The organism is Flagellimonas ulvae (assembly GCF_049333175.1).
Lineage (GTDB): Bacteria > Bacteroidota > Bacteroidia > Flavobacteriales > Flavobacteriaceae > Flagellimonas.
This window is the reverse complement of the sequence record NZ_CP186325.1, coordinates 690,898-713,466: the sequence shown is the minus strand read 5'-3', so window position 1 is coordinate 713,466 and position 22,569 is coordinate 690,898. Positions and strand designations below refer to the sequence as shown.

Here is a 22,569-nt window from a genome sequence, read left to right as displayed (position 1 = left end):
CGCATGCTGGCAGCAATTGGAATCATAATCGGTTTGTTGGTATTCATCACAGTCTTGTTTGTCAATCTAAGTCCTCAGTTTGGAGGCAAGGCTACCGAAGAACAGAAAAAGGAATATGCCAAATCCAAAAATTATAAGGATGAGATATTTGTAAATACCAACGAGGTAAAGATGGATATGAGCTTTAGAGATATGATGAAAAGTCTCATAGGTTTTATTCGCAAACAACCCAATTCAGTTCCTGCAACGAGTTTGGATGTGGTTAAAATGGACTCTTTGCAGATTGTGAACTCTAACGCGCCATCCACACTATATTGGTTTGGGCATTCTTCATTCCTTTTGCAATTACAGGATAAAGTAATTCTGATAGACCCCATGTTTGGAGAAGTTCCTGCTCCACATCCTTTGTTGGGCAATAAACGTTTTAGTTCCGAATTGCCTATAGAGGTGGAGAAAATCCCAGAAATAGATATGGTAATCCTCTCACACGACCACTACGACCATTTGGATTACGGCTCTATTCAGAAATTAAAAGAGAAGGTCAAGATGTTTTATACCCCTTTAGGTGTAGGGGTTCATCTGGAGGAATGGGGAGTGGAAAAAGAGCGCATTGTAGAGTTGGATTGGTGGGAAGAGATTCAAGATGATGATGTAAAACTGGTATGTACGCCGGCCCAGCATTTTTCAGGTCGTGGATTTTCCGATAGGGCGAAAACCCTATGGAGTTCTTGGGTAATTCAATCCAATGGCGAAAACATCTTTTTTAGTGGAGATAGTGGCTACGCTGAACATTTTAAACAGATTGGCGAAAAGTACGGTCCTTTCGATTTTGCCATGATAGAATGTGGACAATACAATAGGTTATGGCCTGATATCCATATGTTTCCTGAAGAAACGGCACAAGCAGGGGTGGACGTTCAAGCCCAACGAATCATGCCCATTCATTGGGGAGCTTTTAAATTGGCTTTGCATACTTGGACCGACCCTATTAAACGTGTTGCCAAGAAATCCAGTGAACTCGGAGTAGCAATGGTTGCTCCTAAAATTGGTGAGCCGATATTTTTCAAACAGGACATAGCATTGAATCCCTGGTGGGAAGCGTATGAAGAATAAAACGTAAAGACAATGTTTTTACAGATTGGTCCAGTAGTCTACAACAAATACTTTTTCTAAATGAGGTTGAAGACCTTCTACAAACGCTTTATGTGCAGGATGGGGCGCATAAATGGAATCCCTATCCTTTTCTGAAGAGAAGGTAACTTAGTAACAATGGGTAAAATCTTGGTCAAAATCTTCTGGACTGTTATTTAATCCCCATTCAAAATCCACAATTTCAGGAATAGCTTCAGGAAGTTTGATAAAGGCTGTGTTCAGTTTTTCAATTTCTGCTTCGCTTGAATCATCGTTAAACTTGAAGATAACCATATGGCGCAATACCTTTTCTTGGATTTCCATTTTCGGTTGCTCCACCACTTCAGTGGCCTGCTCAGTATTTTCTTGATTTTGTTTACAGGAAGATAAGTTTCCCACTATAGCCGCAAAAAGCGCCCAGCTTAAAAATCCGGTTTTATAGGTCATTGTCGTAATTTTTTAAAAAGGTATCTATTCTTTTCATAGGTCCAAAGCTGACTATCAACTATCTCGAAAAAACATTATTCAAAAATTTACCCTGTCCTTTGTGAAATTCCCTTTATATTAACACTCCAAAAAAGAGATACAGTTTGTACTTCCTCTAATTCATGAATATATCCAATTCCGGCACCCCATCTTTTTTTAGTCGTATTCCACATGCCATCACCATGTTGTTTGGGATAATTGTATTAGTCAGTATTTTGACATACATCTTGCCCGCGGGAACCTATGAACGCATTTTAGTAGATGGTAGGAGTACCGTGGTCCCTGATTCGTATAAGACAATTCCATCTACCCCAATAGGTCTTTTGGATATGTTCCGTGCAATACCTTTAGGTTTTAAGGCTGCGGTTGAAATTATTTTTATCGTGCTTTCAGGTGGCATTATGTTCGGCTTTATGGAAAAATCCAAAGCTGTAGAGAATGCAGTGGGGACCTTGGTAAATAGATTGGGATTGCGAAAGAAACATCTCATTATCGTTATCATGACTTTTGTTTATGGTATACTGGGAGTTTCTGTGGGGTACGAAAACAATATCGCTATGGTGCCGATTGCTGCGGTTTTGAGCCTGGCGTTGGGTGGGGATTTAATTTTGGCAGCAGGGATTTCAGTAGGTGCCATGACTATCGGGTTTGGTTTATCGCCCATCAATCCGTACACGGTGGGAACCGGGCATAAGATAGCCGAACTACCCATGTTTTCTGGAGCATTGCTTCGTAGTGTTCTTTGTCTATCAGCCCTGAGTATAATGGCCTACTATAACGTGAGGTACTTTAAAAAAATCACTCTTGACCCAAATAAGAGCTTGGGGAAAGGGTTGGATGTGTCGGAACTGGCACTTTCAAAACCTGTCAATGAATACAGTTTGAACCGGGGGAATTGGATGGTGATTTCCATTTTTACCATAGGTCTTATTATTATTTTATATGGTGTTTTCAATTTACACTGGTACATCAATGAACTTTCTGCAGTGTTCTTAATGATTGCCTTGCTAAGCGGTTTGGTTTCAAAGATGGGTGCCACAGAAATGAGCGAAACGGTCCTAAAAGCCGTAGGCGTAGCGGCACCGGGAGCATTCATGGTCGGGTTTGCCACTTCAATCAAAGTACTTATGGAAATGGGAAACATAAGTGATACCATATCCTACCAATTATCCGTGCTTTTACAAGATTTGCCCTTATATGCATCGGCCATTTGTATGTCTATGTCCCAAACTGCAATCAACTTTTTTATTCCATCGGGTAGTGGACAAGCCTTGGCCACTTTACCGGTAATGCTCCCTTTGGGAGAATCTTTGGGATTGACTCGGCAAATCACCATTTTAGCCTTTCAAATAGGAGACGGGTTGTCCAATTTGGTTAACCCGACCCTAGGAGGACTGATTGCCATGCTCAGCATGTGCCGTGTTCCTATTGATAGGTGGATTCGATTTATATTTCCCGTGCTTATCAGCTTACTTTGCATTGCCTTTTTGGCTTTGATAGTAGCCGTAGCCTCAAATTATAGTTAGTATGACCGTAGAAGAATTTTTAGAAAAACTAGTTTCATTTCCTGTGTTGGGAGGTGAAAGCAATATGAGTATTATCCTTTGGATAAAGGAATACGTGGAATCTTTTGGCGTAGAGACCTATTTGGTGCCTAATGAAGAAGGAAACAAAGCCTCTCTCCATTGCCGTATAGGACCTGCTTTGGATGGAGGAGTAATTCTTTCTGGACATTCGGATGTTGTACCGGTTGAAGGGCAGGAGTGGACTACAGACCCTTTTGTGCTTACGGATAAAGGTGATGGAAAATTGTATGGAAGGGGTTCTTGTGATATGAAAGGGTTTTTAGCTTGCTGCTTGGCGGTTTTACCACAAATGGTTAAAGCGGACTTAAAAAAGCCTATTTATTTTGCTTTTTCTTATGATGAAGAAGTAGGCTGTTTGGCTGCTCCTGAATTGGCACGAGCTATTAACGAACATTATACAGAAACCCCCAAGTATGCCATTATAGGTGAACCCTCCATGATGGAACCCATAGTTGGGCAAAAAGGCATTTATATTCTGGAAACCTATGTGAACGGCTCTGCAGGACACAGTAGTCGGATTAAACAGGAGGTAAGCGCTATCCATGAATCCATGCGATTGATTTTGTGGTTAGAAGGCAAAATGAATCAATTAATTTCCGATAAACAGTTGGACGAACGTTTTCACCCGCCACATTCCACCATTCATATTGGTTTGGTAAATGGTGGGATTGCACCCAATGTGATAGCGGACAAAGCTCATTTTTATTGGGATTTAAGAACCATTCCCAAAGACGATATCCAAGGAATTGTAAACGAATTTGAAGCTTATTGTAGAACGCGAGAAGAGGAACTCCGTAAAGTATTTCCCAACTTTTCAATCAAAACGGTTGAGCATCATCCACCAGTTCCCCACTTGGATACCAAAGCTGATGATGACGTAGTGGACTTGATAAAACGAATATCAGGGAATTCAAAATTGGATACGGTATCCTATGCTGCGGAAGCAGGTCAGTTTGCCAATGAAGGTTTTCAGTCGGCTATTTGTGGACCAGGGTCAATAGCCCAAGCGCATAGGGCAGATGAATTCATTGAAAAGGACCAGTTGGCTAAAGGAGTTAAAATGTTGGAAAGTTTGATTGCCGAACTATCATCGGTAAATTTCTCATAACAGGCAATCACCAATTAAATCCTAAGAATCGAGTATTTTACCAAAGGTTTGTGCTGAACTTTTTCCTTTTTCTAGTCTTAAGCCTACTATAGCATTTTCCGTGTGCTTCAGAAATAGCCTTGTTAAAGATTTTTTTGGAGAAAGGTTTTTGTAAGAAATCAATACAGCCTAATTCTTTCGCATGCATGGCATAGCCTTGTTTGGTAGAGCTGGAAATGATAGGTAGTTTGTCTCCGAACATCTCTAAAAAAGATAATCCGTTCATCCCTGGCATCTCTATATCGGTCATAACCAAATCAGGTCGTGTTAGTTGCAAGTACACCCATGCATCAATAGAGTCATTGAAAGTTTCAATCCTACCTACAAGCGGATGGTTTTCCGCTAATTTGTTTGCGAGAGATAGCCATAAGTTGGAGTCGTCAACAATTACGAGGTCAAGCTTCATTTTAATATAGATTTGTTTGGGAATTCTAACTTACTGGTTTTAAGAATAAATGCAATGAATTCTGGATAAAATGAAAAGATTTGCCTATGAGTGGATAATAATCATGAATTTCAGCACTTGTTTTTGGAAACCAATTCGGTTCATGGTAACAGATATTTATAATGATTTGAGAGTCTTAACTTTGTGTTTCAACAACCAAACTAATGAACCGAAGTTTCAAAATTACTTTGCAATTTTTTCTGCTGACTATTCTGTTTTTCGGATATGGCCAACATGATAAATCTCTAATATCCATTTCCGGTACCAGTTTATCGGATAGATGGCTGATTCAAAATGATACAGCAAAGTCATTTAAAATACTTCCGTACAAGCCGGTTTATTTGCTGCCCATCAACTACATAGATGATATCAACAACCTACCCCAAAGTGATAATCCTCTAAATACGGTAACCGAACCAACAGAATTCAATAACGCAGAACTGACATTCCAGCTTAGTTTTAAAACACGAATTGCTCGTTTGAACAAAAACAAGAAACAAAAGATTGATATTTGGGCGGCGTATACCCAATTGTCCAAATGGCAATTTTATAATGGTCTTATTTCCCGCCCATTTAGGGAAACCAATTATGAGCCCGAGGTTTTGGTGGTCTTGCCAGTATCCTATTCTTTTTTAGGATTGGACGGTGTTTATCTCGGAGCTGGATACAACCATCAAAGCAATGGACGTTCCAATCCCTTTTCAAGAAGCTGGAATCGCATTGTTTTCCAAGCAGGCTGGGAAACCAAGGACCTGAGCGTAGTATTGACTCCATGGATTCGTATTCAAGAGGAAGCCATGGAAGATAATAATCCGGATATTGAGGACTATGTGGGTAGAGCCGAATTGCTAACGGCTTATTCCAAGAACAAGCACTCGGTTAGTTTGGCTTTGAGACATTCCTTAAAAGGAGGGGATGACAATAGAGGTAGTCTGCGATTGGATTATTCCTTCTGTATTCTAGACTATCTTTACTTACATGCACAAGTGTTTCATGGGTATGGGGAAAATCTTATCGATTACAATTATAGACAAACCACAGTTGGTTTGGGATTCTCTTTGATACGATGGCGTTAGAGAAATACCTTTAAAGAAAGTTTAAAGTATAACTAAAATAGATTTTGATACCACATTTTTCATGGAATTATTCATTCAAAAGAAGTTCGTACTCTCCCAAAGTATCCCAAATAGTAAAGAATTGATTAGCTCCTTTTTGGTCTAAATCAGTATTCACAAAAAGTAATTTACCAATTTTGGTCTTGGGGTTGAAGAACATAAAAGTAGATACTCCTGGATCTCCACCCGTATGTCCAATATAACCTATAGGTGTATGCCCCATAAAAAGGCCAGAATTGTATTCATCATCAAATAATCGTTCTGTATCCCTTTCTTCTTCAAAGTTGTCATCAGAAAGAAACTCATCGAAAAGCTGGGCATAACTTGCTTTTGAAAGTAATTTGCCCTTGCCCGAATACCCTTGAATAAGTTCAGAAAGGTATTTGGCCATATCTTCTACAGAGGTGATCAACCCACCATCGGGGTAAGTAATCAGTGTGTAGTCAGGTATCCTACTACCCTCCACTGTAAAAAGATGACTGAGTTGGTCTGTATCAACATTGGAAGCCTGCCACCCGGTTGCGGTCATACCCAGAGGCCGTAAGATATGTTCAGCAGTGTATTCAGAATAGCTTTGTCCGGTAGCACGTTCAATAATGTAAGCGGCCAAGGTGGCGCCAACATTACTGTATTCAAAACGTTCTCCAGGTTTAAGTTCCAAGTAATTGGATTTGTTGAACCATTTGCCCTCTTCAGATAGAAAATATTCTAGGAACGTACCCATATCGAGCATTTCATTTGGAGCATTAAACTCCTCCGAAATTGGGAGTGATTTGGCCATTTCCAAATCATCACCATTTTGAAGGACATACGATTTGTCACCATACGTCTCACCGTCTTGAATAGACGATGTGTGCGTTGCTAACTGACGAATGGTGATAGTGTCCTTTGGAAAATACGGATTGATAACCTCGAAGGGCAAATATTTATTTATAGCATCGTCTAAATTGAGGTCACCGTTTTCTTGGGCCTTGAGGAGTGCTACCCCTATTATGGTTTTTGAAACCGAAGCAATGTTTTGAATTGTACTTTTGGTATACGGTTTTTTTTCATCAACCTTGGACAGGCCAAACCCTTTGGAGTAAAGTGTGGTATCTTGGTTTACTACGGCCACTCCATACCCTATGATGCTACCTTTTTGCAAAATCATAGTCAACTTTTTGTCCAAACTATCTTTTGCGACTTGTGTTGTGTTTTTACTATCGTTTAAGGTTGTTTTCTTATTTTGACATGCCACTAGTGAAAGACATATCAGTAATCCTAAAAAGATTTTTTTTATCATGGTTTTTGATGTATTGAGCATGGGTAACAAAACTAAGAGCTAATTTACCTTATTGGTCTGTTTCGTATTGTATCATCTTACTTCACAATGATTTTTCCGCTTTTCCCGTGCTTGTATTACTGAAAAATGTCTTTCAGTATTGATATATTAAAGGTAGGTTTTAAAGATGAGCTGGCTTACTGTTCTTTAATATATTAATTTCTAAAACCTATATCTATCGGTAATTTGTGCACTTTGATGTTATTTAGGCCACCTTTTTGTCTTTTACGTACTCTTTTGGGGTAGTCCCCATTTTAGATTTGAATACTCGGTTAAAAGTGGACTTTGAGTTAAAGCCCACATCCATAGCCAATGCTAAAAAGGTATGGTTGGTATGTTTGCTTTCATCAATTTTCTGCAGAAATGCTTTTATTCTATGTTCGTTAATGTATTCGTAGAACGACATCTGATAGACTTGATTTAACAACCATGAAAGATTATTGGAAGTGGTGTTCAATTTATCCGCAAGCATCTTTAGAGAAAGGTCTGGTTGTTCGTATATCCGCTCTTCATCAATAAAATAATGTAATAGCTTCTGGAGTTTTTGAATTTCATCTGGTTTTAGACGGTCTGTACTAGATTTTGGAGTGGATTCAAATGGGATTCTAAAGATATCCGGTTGTCTAAGACTAAAATACCCAATTACATATACAAATAGTGGGGTTGAAATCCACATAGTAACATAGTTAACGTATTTGTAATAGCTTCGGAAAATATTGGTACTCAAAAAACTAAAAAGCCAAAGAATAATAAAAAGTCCAAGCACGCCCAATAAAAAAGATAGGTATTTGGTAACTGTTTGATTAAATGACAATTCTTCCTCTTCTTTCCGGGTATACCTTTTAAGTAGAAGAATACTTTGTATCCAGTAGATGGAAAATGAAATCAGTCCAGCGGCTTCCACTACAAAAAACATAATATTAAGCTCGCCGGAAAAATACATTGTATTAAAGGCCTCCAAGGAAAAACTTAGGGCCCAAAAGTAGTATCCCAAATGTAGCGCGGCAGGTATATAGTGCCACAAAGGTAGCTTGTAGGAAGGGGTTTCTTTAAATCCTAATCGCCTTGTGTACAGATAACTTAATGGGCCAAACAGGAAAATGGTTGTATCAATAAGAACTCCAAAACGCCACACCCAAATTTCTGGAACCCTGAAAGCGGCTATTCGTCCAAATAACATAAGAACCGCAATAATCAACAAAAGGGACAGTACCCTGTTAGCGGATTTATTCCTATTATGAATCAGGCGCAATGCAACGGCAAGAAAAAAGCCTTGGCTAACTCCCAAAAATAAAATTAGGTCAACAAAATCAAAGTCTTTCATAAGTCAATTCATCCAGACTAAAGTAGATTTTTTTTATAATTAGAACCGTACTATTGGGTACAATGGGAGCTAATTTTAGGGGAAAATTACGTTTTTTGAGGTTGATTTCTTTTAAATGACTGTTTCGAGAAAGGTTAGGGAATAACAACAAAGGAGCCACCACTAATTCGAAAGTAAATCAAGCTAGCTCTTACCTCGGAACCAGTTGTTTAAGCAGGCTGCAAAACCTTACTCTTTTTCTTTTTGAATTGATTAGAAGCCAACAAAAGGGCGATAATTAGAAAAATAAAACTTCCACCAATAAAGACCAGGGTGGTCAGTTTTTCAAAAAGGATTCCTCCGGTGACCAATCCTAACATACTTGCAATACTGCCCATAGAGGTACCGTACCCTTGAATGGCGCCCTGTACATTCTTGTTGCCAACTCGTGACAACAGCGCAAGAAAACTAGGCCACATGAGACCATTTCCCAAAGAAAGAAGCGTAATTGCGCAGTAGAGAAGAACTATTTGTTGTTTGGACATCAAAAAGAAACTTATGGCCAGTAGCAATGAACCCGCGAGCACCAAAGAATGGCTGGAGAACTTTTTTGATAATCTGTTCAACAAGGGACCTTGGACCAAAAACATAATCAGACTTGAATACGCCAAGAATATACCTAAGTCTATCGCGGACCATTCTAGTAAACTATTGGCATAAATGGGCAGTCCTGCATAAAAAAGACTAAAAGCAAAAAAGGTTAAAAAGTACACGGCATATAGTAGGGGGACCCCTTCAATATTCAAAACTTGTTTGAGGCCCTTTCTATTTTCAGGTTCCAAGGCCATACTTCCTTCTGTAAAACAGTCTTTGTGTTCCACCTGGAAAAATCGCCTCACATTTTTCAAGGAAATGTTTCCGGTATCAACAATGCAGGGTACACTTTCTTCCAATCTGAAGCCAATGACAAAAATGGCTATTAGTGATATGATTGCGGCAATTAATAAAGGTAGTATCTCCCCAAGCATAGTGCTGGCCAGGAGACCTGCAAATGCCGGACCGATAACAAAACCCAAACTCGTTGAAGCACCCATCTTCCCAAAGTTTTGATTGCGGTCTTCATCTGTGGAAATATCGGACATGTAGGCATTTGCAACGGATATGTTTCCCCCAGTAAACCCATCAAAGATTCGGGCCAAAAAGATGATTAGAAGAGGTAATGTCATGTAGTAGGAACCTGTAAGGTCAGTATTCTGTTTCCAAAGTTCCGTTTCGGGCAATATGAATGCAAGAAGAAATAAAGACCAGGCCAAAAAAGTACCCGACTGCGATAGTATCAACACCTTTTTTCTTCCAATCTTATCGGATAACCTCCCTAAAATTGGGGCCCCAATGAATTGAAAGAAGGGATATGTGGCACCAAGAATGCCGTAAATAAAACCATTCCCTCCAAAATCTGTAACAATAAAAATGAGTATGGGCATTACTACACTGTACCCCAGTATTCCAATAAAGTTAACTAAGAGAATGGGGAAAATGTTAGATTTAAAAAAAGCAAACACTCTTGACGTTTTAGAATGTATTCAAGATATTGATTTTAAATATATTGGTTTCTTTTAGGGTCAGAATACTTTTAAATAAGTGTTTTTCATAGGTTGTTTAAGATTTAAATATCCTAGAAAGAGTTTCCAAAGGCGTTATTTTGTTTAAATTTGAATAGAATTCATTAAACAAAAATATTTGAGATGGAAATCTCATATAAATGCCAATTAGACTCTCCGCCAAAGCAGAGAAGATGACATTTTAGAGGAAATGGCCAAAAAGACCTCCTGGTTAATTATATAAACTTTTAGAATATGGGTATTGAGAAATCCAAATACAAAATTCATATTGTAGGTGCTGGTGTAAGTGGGTTGATAGCAGCAACTGTTTTAGAGCAGAATGGATATCACCCCATTATAATTGAATCTACTGATAGGGCAGGGGGCAGAGTGAAAACCGATGTCTCCAATCAGATTCCATTTGATTATGGATTTCAAGTATTGTTAACCGATTATCCTATGGTTAAGAAATATCTTGATTTAGAAGAGTTACAACTTGCCTATTTTGACCCTGGTGCTTCAATTATTACGGATAAAAAAAAGATGACCATCGGTGACCCACTGCGGAAGTTTTCTTTTGCCATTCCAACCTTATTGAGCAAAATAGGTTCATTTGGGGATAAAATCAAAATAGTAAGTCTTCAAAAAAGACTCAAAAGCAAGACCGTAGAAGAGATTTTTGATAGTGAAGAAACCACCACAATGGAATATTTGAAAAGCCATGGTTTCAGCGAAGAAATGATAAAGCTATTTTTCCAGCCCTTTTTTAGCGGTATTTTCTTGGAAAACGAGTTATCTACCTCAAGTAGGATGTTCGAGTTTATCTATAAAATGTTTGGCGAGGGATACGCAGCGATTCCAAAGGATGGTATTGGCGCAATCCCAAACCAGTTAAAGGTAAAGCTGAAGAATACGGAGTTTATTTTCAATACTGAGGTTGCCAAGGTTGCCGATGGACATATTTCCCTCAAAAACGGTGAAACCATGGAAAGTGATTTGACCATAATCGCAACAGATGCGAATGCCCTTGTTTCTAACCTAAGAGGTCAAGAAATATCATGGAAGGGTTGTGACACGCTCTATTTTGAAGTAGAAAAGCAGGATTCCAAGTTCAAGGTTATTGAACTGTTCGCCAATAAAGAAGCCATTATCAATAGTGTATTCTCATTAAATGATTTGTTTGAATGGAATAACCCGAATCATATTCTTTCGGTAACGGTTGTCAAAAAGCATGAGCTAACCACTGATGACCTCATTAAAAAGGTAACGCAAGAACTGAATATGTATTTGGGATTAACCAAAGTTAAATTTTTGAAACATTACCCCATAAAAATAGCATTGCCAGATATAGGAAATGTCCAAAACATTATCAGTCCAGAAGAAACCAGATTAACTTCCAGAGTGTTTCTAGCGGGGGATACCCTTTTAAATGGTTCGCTAAATGGGGCGATGCAATCGGGTGAGTTGGCAGCTATGGGAGTGATTAACCTTTTAGAGGAAAGCCAAGATTTGGCCCAATTTACTTCCGAATATATCTGAGTTGAATCGTTGTCATTGTGACTTCGTTTAAGTTAACTATAGCTTCTGAACACTCATGCAGTAGGATAAAAACCGTTACAAATTAAAACATGAATAAAAACAAAGACAGGGAATGGTTAAAGAAAGCTCGGGAGCATTGGAATTATAGAGGAGATAAAAGACCTCCGTTTGCGGTAGTTCCCGAAAAGGGGCAACGATCCGTTTGGGATTTCCCGCGCCCACCAGTTATTGAAGATGTCGCCAAACATGTAACCATAGGCGATCAAGGCGTCGTCTTAGCTGATTCTAAAAGCGCACTTGCAGTTCTTGAAACTGCAAGTCCACCTACATACTATATTCCTGAACAAGATGTCGAAATGTCCATGCTGATTCAGATACCTAAAAAGACTTCTTTTTGCGAATGGAAGGGTAGTGCCGCCTATTGGGCATTAACTGACAATACAAATAAACTCATAGCTTGGTCCTATGCCAAACCTTTTTCGGGGTTTGAAAGGTTACAAAATCACTTAGCCTTTTACCCACATTTTTTAGACTGTAAAATTGATGGGATACAAGTGAAACCGCAACCAGGTCAATTTTACGCGGGATGGATTACCCCTGACTTGGTTGGCCCTTTTAAGGGAGAACCTGGTACAGGTCACTGGTAATACGTTTGGCAATATATACGAGTACATAGATAAAATCGTTCTTAATGTATGAAAAGATGGCTTGTACTACTTCTTCTTACAATCGTCTCTTGTAGTGATGACCAGAACAATGGCGACACTAACTCAACAGAAGAGTTGCTTGATGCCATTGTGAGCGCTCCCGTAGCATTTTCGTACTCTGATGTAGAAGCCCAAGACTTCTTTCAAACCCCCTCTTTGGCCTATATCAGTGGTTATTTTTACTTTGAGGAAAATCTTGCAGAGGATATCATTTTTGGTTTAGACATTGAACTTCTGGAAGGTTTGGAGAATCCTGTCCGATTTGAAGGTGCTGATTGGATGACTCTTGCTGGTTTTGACAGAACAGGTAGGCTGTGGTTCCCAATAGGATATCCAGAGAATTTGGAAGGAACCCCAACAGGTGCCGATAATTGGATTGTTCAGGATTTTGGAGTTGACCTTCGACCCAACATGTGGTATAAAATGACGATTACAGCAGACTTTGATGCATTGGAATTTGTCTCTGTTCGATTGGAAGGAGACCAAGTGGATAAAACCCTATCCATTGAAGGTAATCCATTGGAGTACCCAAATTATGCGCCATTCGATAAAGCTTCACTAACTGCGTATACTTTTGCACTTCGGGGTACAGAGTTTGCACCGGATAATCCTGAAGGTTGCGATGTATATTTTGATGATATTGAAATGGGAATACAATTGATGTCTGGAGAATTCGAAATCATCTTTGAAGACGGATTCGAGAATCAAACGACAGTGAACAATATTCCAATCACGGATGTTCCCATTATCTTGGACCAAATCCCTGAAAATCGTTGGTATCTTGAAAATGATGATGCCAAGCTTTTGATAACTGATAAGTTTGCAAGGTCAGGACAAAATTCCTTAAAATGTAGTGCTGATTTAAGTGAATAATATCATTGCAATACATCAACCTGATGATGGGTTAGGTCTATTTCAAATATCCAAACCGGTCTTTGAATATGTGAAATTCGAAACCATGAATGATGAAAGGACATAAGACTTTTTTGTCATATTAATTGTAATTTTAAAATACTAATGGATTGCCCAGCTTTAATCAAATTCTAAAGGCAAATAAAATGCGAAAAGCGTGTTTTCTAACATTTCTTTTAATCCCAACGTTATCCTGTCAACACAAGAATACCCAAAAGGATAAAATCGAGTCCACCGTTACCAATGATTCTATTATGATTGATATAATCCATGAAGAAAAGGTCACTTTAGACGAAATAGAGGATGAAATCATTGAAGATGATATGGACTTTATGCCACCTGTAGAAGAACAGAGTTACTATGGAATCGAAATAGGAAATCCCATAAAGGATTATCAATTACCATCGGAAACATTAAAAACTGGTGAAGGAGAATTTCAAGTGTATTATATGCTCTACAACAGAGACACGCTTGGGTATGTATATGGAGAAGACTTGGTTGAATCCATCCACATTTGGGATGGAAGTGGAGCTACAATGGAAGGGGTCAGGGTAGGAACTACTTTTTGGAGAAATCAAGGATTTGTTTCCTTTACCTAAGGTGCACGGTTCAGAACTGGAATCTAGGGTTCATGTCTTCCATAAAAAACACATGTATCGCCTGAATTACTACCGTCCGGAGTATGAATTAGACTATTCCACTATTCCTGACTCGGTAAGGGTTACCGAAATCATAATCAACTAATTGTATTAAAAGAGTAAATACAGTATTGGTAATATTTGGAATCTTAATGCCAATGTTGGCGATTTCACAAAACGTATCTAAGAAAGATAGGGCAAAAAGTATTGTAGATGCAGTGAATAAAAAAAATGCTTCTCAATATGTGAAAAATTTTAGCGAAAAGGTAAAGGTTTACATGTATGAAGAAGATGGGAGCTTTGTTTTAAGGGTAGATGGCAAAGAAGCGTTGTTTAAAAACAGAAAAGCCCACCTTTTAAACCACCCCCAGGTTAGAAACGAAATTCAGCATTTGGCTGAAATTGATAATAGACTGATCATGCATGATATCGTTTGGTTAACCCCTGAAAGCAAGGAAGGGAGTTCTGTGGTTGAAATTTTTACTTTTGATGATACTGGAAAAATTGAACGAGTAGATGTGATTCAACAAAAGAATCTCTTCAACGAGTGACAAGTGAGTCTCTCAAAAAATCTATTGATAAAGTACATATCTGGGTGGCACAACCCCATTTAATCTTAGATATACAAGAATTTGCCCTCTGTGATGGGTAATGTGATCAGCCAGTAATAGAAATATCTGTAGCTTCGTCCTATTTAGACCAAAATAGTCCAACTTTTCATTGAATTGTGTAGTGTTAAATTGTTTGATATAGGCAATAGTTTCCTGGAATGTATCATCTACAACCTTGATTATTTCCTTCTTCGTTTTAGTGCCCACATTATATCTTGTATCCGTATTCCAATCCCTTGATTTTCTTACTCCCAATAATGACTGGGTATGCCAATCCATCGCATAACCAATATGCATCAGACTTTCAGCAAAGCTCAATGACTCCTGTGTTGCCTTAAAATCATATTTTTCCTCTGGCATTGCGTTTGCCACTTCAATCAGGTACCTATGGGAGTTTTCAAACCTTTCTAAATACTCTTTGATAAAGTCATTTTGTTGAGCTAAAAGAGGTGACGCAAAAATGAACAAAACAACTATCACTTTTATTATCAAAATCTGTCTCATCATTGATTGTTTAAAAATCAAATAAAGGGAAAATGCTTTGTTGTCAACAGAAAAACTGGTCTGATTTAGGTACTAGTACTTCGTCTTTTTAGCGCGCATCATGCAATAAATTCTGCTTTTCAAGGGAATATAGAAATCAGTGCCCCGGAATTAAGTATAAATACAAATAACCCATCGTTAAATCCTTCCATATCTCTAGGTTTTTGGCTATTTTGTTGCATATTTTTCAACTGACTAATTCCTTCCATTATGAAACCTTCCGTTTTACTATCCTTAGTAGGAGCCTTTCTATTAGCGACTCCTCTATTTTCCCAAAAAAATCAATATGCTGATGCTTTAAAATCCTATGAGTGGAGGGCCATTGGTCCTGCCAATATGGGGGGAAGAGTTACGGATATCGATGGTATCCCTGGGGATGCAAGTACGTTTTATGTTTCTGGAGCAGATGGGGGAATCTTTAAAACCACTAATGGCGGTGTAGATTTCACACCCATTTTTGAAGGACAGCGTGCCTATTCCATTGGGGCACTTAGCATAGCACCCTCTGATCACAACGTCCTTTGGGTAGGTACTGGTGAAGGTGATCCCAGAAACAGTGTGGGTTATGGATGGGGCGTATATCGTTCGGTAGATGCTGGAAAGAGTTGGACACATCTTGGTTTGAAGAAAACGGAAAGAATAAAACGTATTGTGGTTGATCCCAATAATCCTGATGTTGCTTGTGTCTGTGCCTTGGGTAAGGAATGGGGGGCAAATGCTGAGAGGGGAGTGTTCAAAACCACGGATGGGGGTAAGAGCTGGGATAAAATACTGTATATCGACGAAGATACAGGCTGTGCCGATATTGCTATGGATATGAGCAATCCACGTATCATGTATGCTGGTATGTGGACTTTTAGAAGGAAGCCTTGGCGCTTTGACGATGGGGGAAAAGAAACCGCTATTTATCGTACAATGGATGGCGGTGAAACCTGGAAAAAAATCATGAACGGACTACCTGAAACCCCAATGGCGAGACCTGGAATTCATATTGCACAGAGCGAGCCGAACATTATTTATTTGATGACTGAATTTGAAGGAGGAGGAACAGCATTCCGTTCAGAAGATCGAGGAGATAACTGGGTTATGGTCAATGATGACCCAAATATCAACTTCCGTCCTTTTTATTATAGCGATGTACGTGTAGATCCAAATAATCCCGATATTCTCTTTTCCATTTCTGGTCGACTTAGTCGCTCTGTTGATGGAGGCAAAACTTGGAAAAGGATTGCCACTACCGTGCACGGGGATCATCAAGCTCTTTGGATTGACCCTACCAACTCCAATCGCATTTTGAATGGAAGCGACGGAGGGTATCAGATATCCCATGATGGAGGGGACAGTTGGGAAATTATCAATAATGTGGAACTATCCCAATTCTATCAGATTTTCATCGATAACAAAGATCCATACAATATTTATGGAGGATTGCAGGATAATGGGACTTGGGTTGGTCCAAGTAATTCCCTTTACTCAGCTGGAATACTGAAAAGGCATTGGAAAGGATTGGCCTATGGCGATGGCTATTATGCAGTGCCTATTCCTGGAAGCGAACATGAAGTCTATGCCAACTTACAAGGTGGTGTTATCTTTCATGTGGATTCCCGCCATGGCAATGTTCGAAACATACATCCCTATCCAAAAATCATAGGATCAGCTGGTGATGCCATTGAAAACCATAAATACCGATTTAATTGGGATGCTCCCATCCTTATTTCCCCTCATGACACGAATACCGTTTACACAGGGGGAAATGTAGTATTCAAATCGACCGATAGGGGACATTCATGGGAAGAAATCAGTGGAGATCTTACCACCAATGATAAGTCTAAACAAAGAACCTCAGGGGGAGAAATCTATCAGGACAATACCGCTGCAGAATTCCATTGTACCATCCTCTATATTGATGAATCACCTGTAGAAGCGGGAGTGATATGGGTTGGTACTGATGATGGTAATGTGCAACTAACAAGAGATGGGGGAACAACCTGGACAAAGCTCAACGACCGAATTAAAGGGTTGCCTGAATTTGCTTGGGTATCCAAAATACATGCTTCTGAACATGATGCAGGTACGGCCTTTGTCACCGTGGATCAACATAGAATGGATGACTTTAGACCACATGCTTTTATGACCACAGACTACGGTAAATCTTGGACCAAGATAAGTAACGGTCTACCCCAAGATGATTATGTAAAAGTTGTACGTCAGGATCCTATCAACCCCAACTTATTATACGCGGGAATGGAGCATGGTATTTTCGCAAGCTGGGACAAAGGACAGTCTTGGACCAAAATCAATAATAATCTACCTAATGTATCGGTACGTGATCTTCGAATTCAACCTAGAGACCGTGATTTAATCGTAGGTACCCATGGAAGAGGAGCATGGGTATTAGACGATATACGCCCTCTTCAAGAAATGGGAGATACTAACGGGAAGTCTATGCATCTTTTTCCTGCGCGAAGGGCGACCCAGTGGCATATGTATTGGAGAATAGAGAATTTGGGAGATCGTCACTACAAAGCGAAAAATCCGGATTATGGCGCCAATATCAACTTTTATCTTGCTGAAGGTGAAAAGAAAACAGCCATGGTTGAGATTGTTGATGCTACGGGGCAGGTAATTCGGACTTTGAAAGATTCGACAGCCAAAAAAGGAATAAACCGAATTGTATGGGATTTAGGTCATGAAGCTGCTACAAAAATGGAAAATGATGCAGGAGGTGGATTCTTTTCCGGACCTATGCATCCTTTGGTATCCCCAGGAATCTACACGGCTCGATTAAAGGTAGATGGAGAAGTCCTTGAAACACCAATTGAGGTTCGCGCCGACCCTAGACTAGAGCTTACGCCCAGAGATTATGAGTCCAAAACAAAAACACTGTTAGGGCTTCGAGAGCTTTTGTCACAAACCAATACTATGATCAATAGTACATACACTTACAAAACCCAACTACAGGAATTGAAAAAGAAATTGGAACATAGCAAAGGGTCGAGCACAGACAAATCGTTGTTTGAAGATATAAAGAAGGCGGAGGCTAGTATTTCTGACTTGCAGGATGATATCTTGAAAAGGCCACCACCGGCCATGACCTATCGCCAAAGACCAAGACTGCGAGAAGAAATCCGTTCCCTGATGCGTGCCGTTAATAGTGCATTTGCCAAACCTACCCAACCTCAGATTTCAAGATTGGAGCAGTTGAAAGGTGAGGTCAATGAAGCGATGAGTGCAATGAATCAAATAATCAATACCGAGATTAAAGTAATCAACAGTAAAACTGCAAACATTCCTCAGATTTCAGTAGGGGAATAGAAGGATACTGGTAAGCCATTAAAGAAAAATAGATAATTGTGCGCACGTTTTTAATTCTTATTCTATGTGTTTGTGGTGGTCTATTGGGCTGCAAAACTGAATACAAAAAAGAGATTGTCAATGAGATTGAAACGTATTCCTATGAAAGTATAAACTATCCAGAAGCAGATATTAAAATTCCCGATTCTCTAAGAAATGAATTTATCAAACAATTCTTTGTTCCTTGGGAATCCACACCCGACACTTTGCTTTCATCTATGAATAAACTTCCTGGAAAGGAATTGTCCTATTTGGACAAATACTTAAATGATGATGATGAATGGTATGGTGAGAATAAAAAACCACACAGAAAATGGCAAAGAGAGCAGGTGGTAAATAATGTGGATATTAGAACCTTTCCCAACTTTCAAAAAAGAGGAATAATAGTTTCCCACACGAATTTACGAAGAATCCCAACCAACCGGCCTGGTTTTGACACTTATTCCAAAGCGGGTGAAGGATATCCATTTGATTACTTCCAAGAAACCGGCTTATGGGCTAATACTCCCATATTCGTAGCACATATCTCAAAGGATAAACAATGGTGTTATGTTATAAGTCCATATTATAAAGGTTGGGTGAATATGCATGATGTTGCCATTGTTGATGAGGATTTCATACAGCAATGGTCTTCAAAGAGCTTTTGCCTTCCCTTATCTGATGATGTGAATCTCCAAACTTCTGAATCTAACTATGCCATCACTACAAAAATTGGAATGGTTTTACCTTATGAGGAGGTTCTTGAAAATCCTAATAAAGTAAAGGTGTATTATACAAGCACGGATGAATACCAAAATGGAAGAATTTTAAAGTCAGAAGTAGATAAGAATGCGTTTGCTTTCAGCAATTTTTCATTTAACGGAAGTACTCTGAAATCATTGGTTTCAAATCTGGTTGAAAGACCTTATGGATGGGGAGGTAATTTGGAGAATAGGGATTGTTCTGCCATGATACGGGATTTGTTGGGTTCCTACAGAATTTGGTTGCCAAGGGATTCTGATGACCAAATAGAGGTTGGACATAAATATGAATTACCGGAATCAACAGAAGAAAAAGTAAAGTTGATACAGGAAAAAGGTATACCCTTTTTGACAATCTTGAGGAAAAAAGGGCACAATATGCTATATGTAGGTGACTCTCCAAATGGAGAACCTTTGATTCTTCATGCTATTTGGGGATTAAAAACTTCATATTCCAACGAAGAACTTTCAACTATCTTGGATACCTATCCTGTTGAAGGAATGCACAAAGATGAAGATGGAAGTGTAAAGGGAAGACAAATTATAGGGGAGTCGGTGATAACTTCTGTACATATCGGTACAGGAAACAATGGCATTACCCTTCCCCTAATTGAAGAAATATATGCTATGACCAATATTCTTGAAGAATAAAAACAAAATCTAAGAATACTTTATGGGGTATTTAGAGTTCCCGAATTTTGATATTCCTGAACCATGAGTCAAAATACCAGTTCTGAAGTGCAATTTTACCTCGGGTCGTTTTCCCAAAACTAGCCACATCTTTAAAATTTGAATTGGCAACTTTGTTTTTCCATTCTGATGATGTCAAATCTTCTTTGGCGGTCAATCTTCCATTGAGGTAGAATTCTATGTTCCCATTTTGTTGCACAATTTTCGCAGTATTCCATGTTCCGGTGGGTTTGGCCTCCACATTGTTAATCTGAGGCGATATTCCCCAAAGACAACCTGGTCGTTTTAAGGGTGTATTTGTATCCGAATGGGCGGGGTCCAATAATTGGTATTCTGGCCCTGTTTGATAGGTAGCTCTGTATTCAAGCGATTCCTTAACATTTATAAAAACCCCTCCGTTTCCACGTAGGGCCATTTGCCAATCAAAAACTAACTCATAGTTTTCATATTCCTTATCAGTGACCAAATCTCCAAAAACCTTGGTTTCGTCCGTAGCGTTACAATAGAGAGCCCCATCTTTAACTTGCCATCCAGAAAATTGAGTGGAATCAGGTTTGTTATAAAGATGCCAGCCATTTAAGGATTCACCATCAAAAAGTAATCTCCAACCTCGTTCTTTTTCAACATCCAAAAGTTCATTGTGTACTTGGTTTTCTATGGCCAACTTTTTGGTTCGCCATGTTTGGCCCTCATGTTTTTTATCAACCTTACAGGATACCAGAAAAAACACAAACACTGATAGGCCAAAAAGAATACTCCTTGCCATTTTTATATTTAAAAGCATAGTAGTCGCAATGTTACTTAAATTCCAACTAAACACAATATAAAAATCAATTGAATTTCTGCATTGAAATAAACAGTTTCATACCCCACTTTTTTCAAAATAGGTGATTTATTTCCTTCCACTATCCCTATATTTAAGAGCATTTTACAAGAGTAAAAGTCAACCAAATTATTCGCACTACATTGACCTTATAAAAGACCTTATTGAAAATGAAATTTTTGACTTCCTTGATTACCATATTGGGATTGATTTCAATCTCAAATGCCCAAGATAGACTAACCGGTGAAACCTTCACTACGCGCTCCGAAATTCTTGCCCAAAATGGAATGGCTGCCACAAGCCAACCTTTGGCTACGCAAGTTGCTTTGGACATTTTGAAAAAGGGAGGAAGTGCCATAGATGCTGCAATAGCTGCTAATGCTGTGCTGGGACTCGTAGAACCTGCTAGTTGTGGTATTGGGGGCGATGTGTTTGCCATAGTTTGGTCTGCCGAAGATGAAAAGTTGTACGGGTTAAACGGTAGCGGAAGAGCTCCCAAATCTTTATCCATTGATTATTTTATGGATAAGGAAATGAAATACGTTCCCTTCTACGGTCCTTTACCTGTCTCAGTGCCAGGTTGTGTTGATGGCTGGTTTATGCTACATGAGAAGTTTGGCCGTCTCTCAATGAAAGACATCTTGCAACCAGCCATAGACTACGGTAAAAACGGATTCCCAGTATCTGAAGTAATCGCCTATGAAATGGCTTCAAACTATGAAGGATTAAAAGACCAGCCAGGTTTTGCTGAGACCTACATGCCCTCTGGAAAACCTCCCATTAAAGGAGAGGTGTTCAAAAACCCCGATTTGGCAAATAGCTATGAACTCATTTCCAAGAATGGTCGTGATGCCTTCTATAAAGGGACTATCGCCAAGACCATCGATAGTTATATGAAAAAGCATGGTGGGTTTTTAAGTTATGAAGATTTAGCTAAGCATACTTCTGATTGGGTTGAACCCCTATCTGTAAACTATAGAGGGTATGATGTTTGGGAACTCCCACCCAATGGACAGGGTACCGCTGCCCTTCAAATGCTGAACATTCTTGAGGGATATGACATTGCCAATATGGGTTTTGGTAGTGCCGAGTATTTGCATGTGCTTACGGAAGCTAAAAAGTTAGCTTATGAAGACCGAGCCAAGTTTTATGCAGACCCTGAATTCAATAAAATTCCTATTGAAGCATTATTGTCTGAGGATTATACTACGGAACGAAGAAACCTAATCAATCCTAATAAAGCTGGAGACACCTATCCTGCTGGTGATATGGAAATTGAAACCGGCAATACCACTTACTTGACCGTTGCTGATAAAGAAGGTAATATGGTTTCCTTTATACAAAGTATTTATTCCGAGTTCGCTTCGGGAATGGTCCCTGACGGATTGGGCTTTGTATTGCAAAACCGCGGACAAATGTTCAATGTTCAAGATAGGAACCACGCCAATGCGCTGGAACCTGGAAAACGTCCCTTTCACACCATTATCCCTGCCTTTATAACAAAAGATGGTAAACCTTGGGTCAGTTTTGGTCTTATGGGTGGGGCAGTGCAACCTCAAGGTCATGCGCAGATTGTGGTAAATGTAATTGACTTTGGAATGAATTTACAGGAAGCAGGTGATGCCCCAAGAATGCGACATAGAGGTAGCTCTCAACCGACTGGTTCTAAAATGACAAACGGCGGCACTTTATTTCTGGAAAGTGGTTTTGAGACTGAAACCTTACGGGAGTTGCGAAAAAAAGGACATCGAATTGGTTTCGGTGTGGGTATGTTTGGTGGATATCAAGCAATCGGTGTCGATTTGGAAAACAAAGTATATTCAGGAGCTTCAGAATCAAGAAAAGATGGCCAAGCTGCAGGCTATTAAGAATTATAT

The 22,569-nt window shown here is 39.2% G+C and carries 18 protein-coding genes and 1 pseudogene; 12 read left to right on the top strand and 7 right to left on the bottom strand.

Annotated elements, in window-relative coordinates:
- The first annotated feature begins 3 nt into the window (after positions 1–3).
- Positions 4–1,113, top strand: a complete 1,110-nt coding sequence (locus ACOKFD_RS03275; RefSeq protein WP_422859947.1) for an MBL fold metallo-hydrolase — start codon at positions 4–6, stop codon at positions 1,111–1,113.
- An 18-nt stretch (positions 1,114–1,131) separates the two neighbouring features.
- Here the strand turns inward: ACOKFD_RS03275 and ACOKFD_RS03270 are convergent.
- Positions 1,132–1,455, bottom strand: a pseudogene (locus tag ACOKFD_RS03270) (Dabb family protein).
- Between the two features lie 284 nt (positions 1,456–1,739).
- Between ACOKFD_RS03270 and ACOKFD_RS03265 the strand changes: the two are divergent.
- A complete protein-coding gene (locus ACOKFD_RS03265) occupies positions 1,740–3,143 on the top strand; it encodes a YfcC family protein (protein ID WP_422859946.1) in 1,404 nt (467 codons plus the stop codon).
- A gap of 1 nt (position 3,144) precedes the next feature.
- On the top strand, positions 3,145–4,311 hold the full coding sequence (gene argE, locus ACOKFD_RS03260) for an acetylornithine deacetylase (RefSeq protein ID WP_422859945.1): 1,167 nt from the start codon (positions 3,145–3,147) through the stop codon (positions 4,309–4,311).
- 37 nt (positions 4,312–4,348) lie between these two features.
- Here the strand turns inward: argE and ACOKFD_RS03255 are convergent, their stop codons facing one another.
- On the bottom strand, positions 4,349–4,756 hold the full coding sequence (locus ACOKFD_RS03255) for a response regulator (protein WP_422859944.1): 408 nt from the start codon (positions 4,754–4,756) through the stop codon (positions 4,349–4,351).
- Positions 4,757–4,959: 203 nt separating this feature from the next.
- Here ACOKFD_RS03255 and ACOKFD_RS03250 point away from each other — a divergent pair, with 203 nt between their 5' ends.
- Entirely contained in the window at positions 4,960–5,871 is a 912-nt protein-coding gene (locus ACOKFD_RS03250; protein ID WP_422859943.1) for a phospholipase A, read from the top strand.
- A gap of 67 nt (positions 5,872–5,938) precedes the next feature.
- Here the strand turns inward: ACOKFD_RS03250 and ACOKFD_RS03245 are convergent, their stop codons facing one another.
- The 3 genes from ACOKFD_RS03245 to ACOKFD_RS03235 all read right to left on the bottom strand — a co-directional run bounded on the left by ACOKFD_RS03245 (position 5,939) and on the right by ACOKFD_RS03235 (position 10,096).
- Positions 5,939–7,192, bottom strand: a complete 1,254-nt coding sequence (locus ACOKFD_RS03245; RefSeq protein ID WP_422859942.1) for a serine hydrolase domain-containing protein — start codon at positions 7,190–7,192, stop codon at positions 5,939–5,941.
- 244 nt (positions 7,193–7,436) lie between these two features.
- Positions 7,437–8,555 (bottom strand): helix-turn-helix domain-containing protein, encoded by a 1,119-nt coding sequence (locus tag ACOKFD_RS03240; protein WP_422859941.1) that lies wholly within the window; start codon positions 8,553–8,555, stop codon positions 7,437–7,439.
- 209 nt (positions 8,556–8,764) lie between these two features.
- A complete protein-coding gene (locus ACOKFD_RS03235; protein WP_422859940.1) occupies positions 8,765–10,096 on the bottom strand; it encodes an MFS transporter in 1,332 nt (443 codons plus the stop codon).
- Between the two features lie 294 nt (positions 10,097–10,390).
- Between ACOKFD_RS03235 and ACOKFD_RS03230 the strand changes: the two genes are divergently transcribed.
- The 5 genes from ACOKFD_RS03230 (at position 10,391) to ACOKFD_RS03210 (ending at position 14,482) form a co-directional block, all read left to right on the top strand.
- Positions 10,391–11,674, top strand: a complete 1,284-nt coding sequence (locus tag ACOKFD_RS03230) for an FAD-dependent oxidoreductase (RefSeq protein WP_422859939.1) — start codon at positions 10,391–10,393, stop codon at positions 11,672–11,674.
- Positions 11,675–11,763: 89 nt separating this feature from the next.
- The gene (locus ACOKFD_RS03225) at positions 11,764–12,321 is read left to right on the top strand and encodes a DUF427 domain-containing protein (protein WP_422859938.1); all 558 of its coding nucleotides are present in this window, start codon (positions 11,764–11,766) and stop codon (positions 12,319–12,321) included.
- Between the two features lie 48 nt (positions 12,322–12,369).
- Positions 12,370–13,254, top strand: coding sequence for a hypothetical protein (locus tag ACOKFD_RS03220; protein WP_422859937.1), 885 nt, complete (start codon positions 12,370–12,372; stop codon positions 13,252–13,254).
- Between the two features lie 185 nt (positions 13,255–13,439).
- Positions 13,440–13,892 carry a hypothetical protein gene (locus ACOKFD_RS03215; RefSeq protein WP_422859936.1) on the top strand — a complete coding sequence of 151 codons (453 nt, stop codon included), beginning with the start codon at positions 13,440–13,442 and terminating at the stop codon, positions 13,890–13,892.
- A 197-nt stretch (positions 13,893–14,089) separates the two neighbouring features.
- Positions 14,090–14,482 (top strand): hypothetical protein, encoded by a 393-nt coding sequence (locus ACOKFD_RS03210; protein ID WP_422859935.1) that lies wholly within the window; start codon positions 14,090–14,092, stop codon positions 14,480–14,482.
- Between the two features lie 21 nt (positions 14,483–14,503).
- Here the strand turns inward: ACOKFD_RS03210 and ACOKFD_RS03205 are convergent, their stop codons facing one another.
- Positions 14,504–15,049 (bottom strand): DinB family protein, encoded by a 546-nt coding sequence (locus tag ACOKFD_RS03205; RefSeq protein WP_422859934.1) that lies wholly within the window; start codon positions 15,047–15,049, stop codon positions 14,504–14,506.
- Between the two features lie 246 nt (positions 15,050–15,295).
- On the opposite strand from ACOKFD_RS03205, the gene ACOKFD_RS03200 reads away from it, so the two are divergent.
- Positions 15,296–18,400 (top strand): hypothetical protein, encoded by a 3,105-nt coding sequence (locus ACOKFD_RS03200; protein WP_422859933.1) that lies wholly within the window; start codon positions 15,296–15,298, stop codon positions 18,398–18,400.
- A gap of 38 nt (positions 18,401–18,438) precedes the next feature.
- Positions 18,439–19,830 carry an SH3 domain-containing protein gene (locus tag ACOKFD_RS03195; RefSeq protein WP_422859932.1) on the top strand — a complete coding sequence of 464 codons (1,392 nt, stop codon included), beginning with the start codon at positions 18,439–18,441 and terminating at the stop codon, positions 19,828–19,830.
- Positions 19,831–19,861: 31 nt separating this feature from the next.
- Here the strand turns inward: ACOKFD_RS03195 and ACOKFD_RS03190 are convergent, their stop codons facing one another.
- Entirely contained in the window at positions 19,862–20,635 is a 774-nt protein-coding gene (locus ACOKFD_RS03190) for a 3-keto-disaccharide hydrolase (RefSeq protein WP_422859931.1), read from the bottom strand.
- A 227-nt stretch (positions 20,636–20,862) separates the two neighbouring features.
- On the opposite strand from ACOKFD_RS03190, the gene ggt reads away from it, so the two are divergent.
- Positions 20,863–22,560 (top strand): gamma-glutamyltransferase, encoded by a 1,698-nt coding sequence (gene ggt / locus ACOKFD_RS03185; protein ID WP_422859930.1) that lies wholly within the window; start codon positions 20,863–20,865, stop codon positions 22,558–22,560.
- The last annotated feature ends 9 nt before the right edge of the window (positions 22,561–22,569 follow it).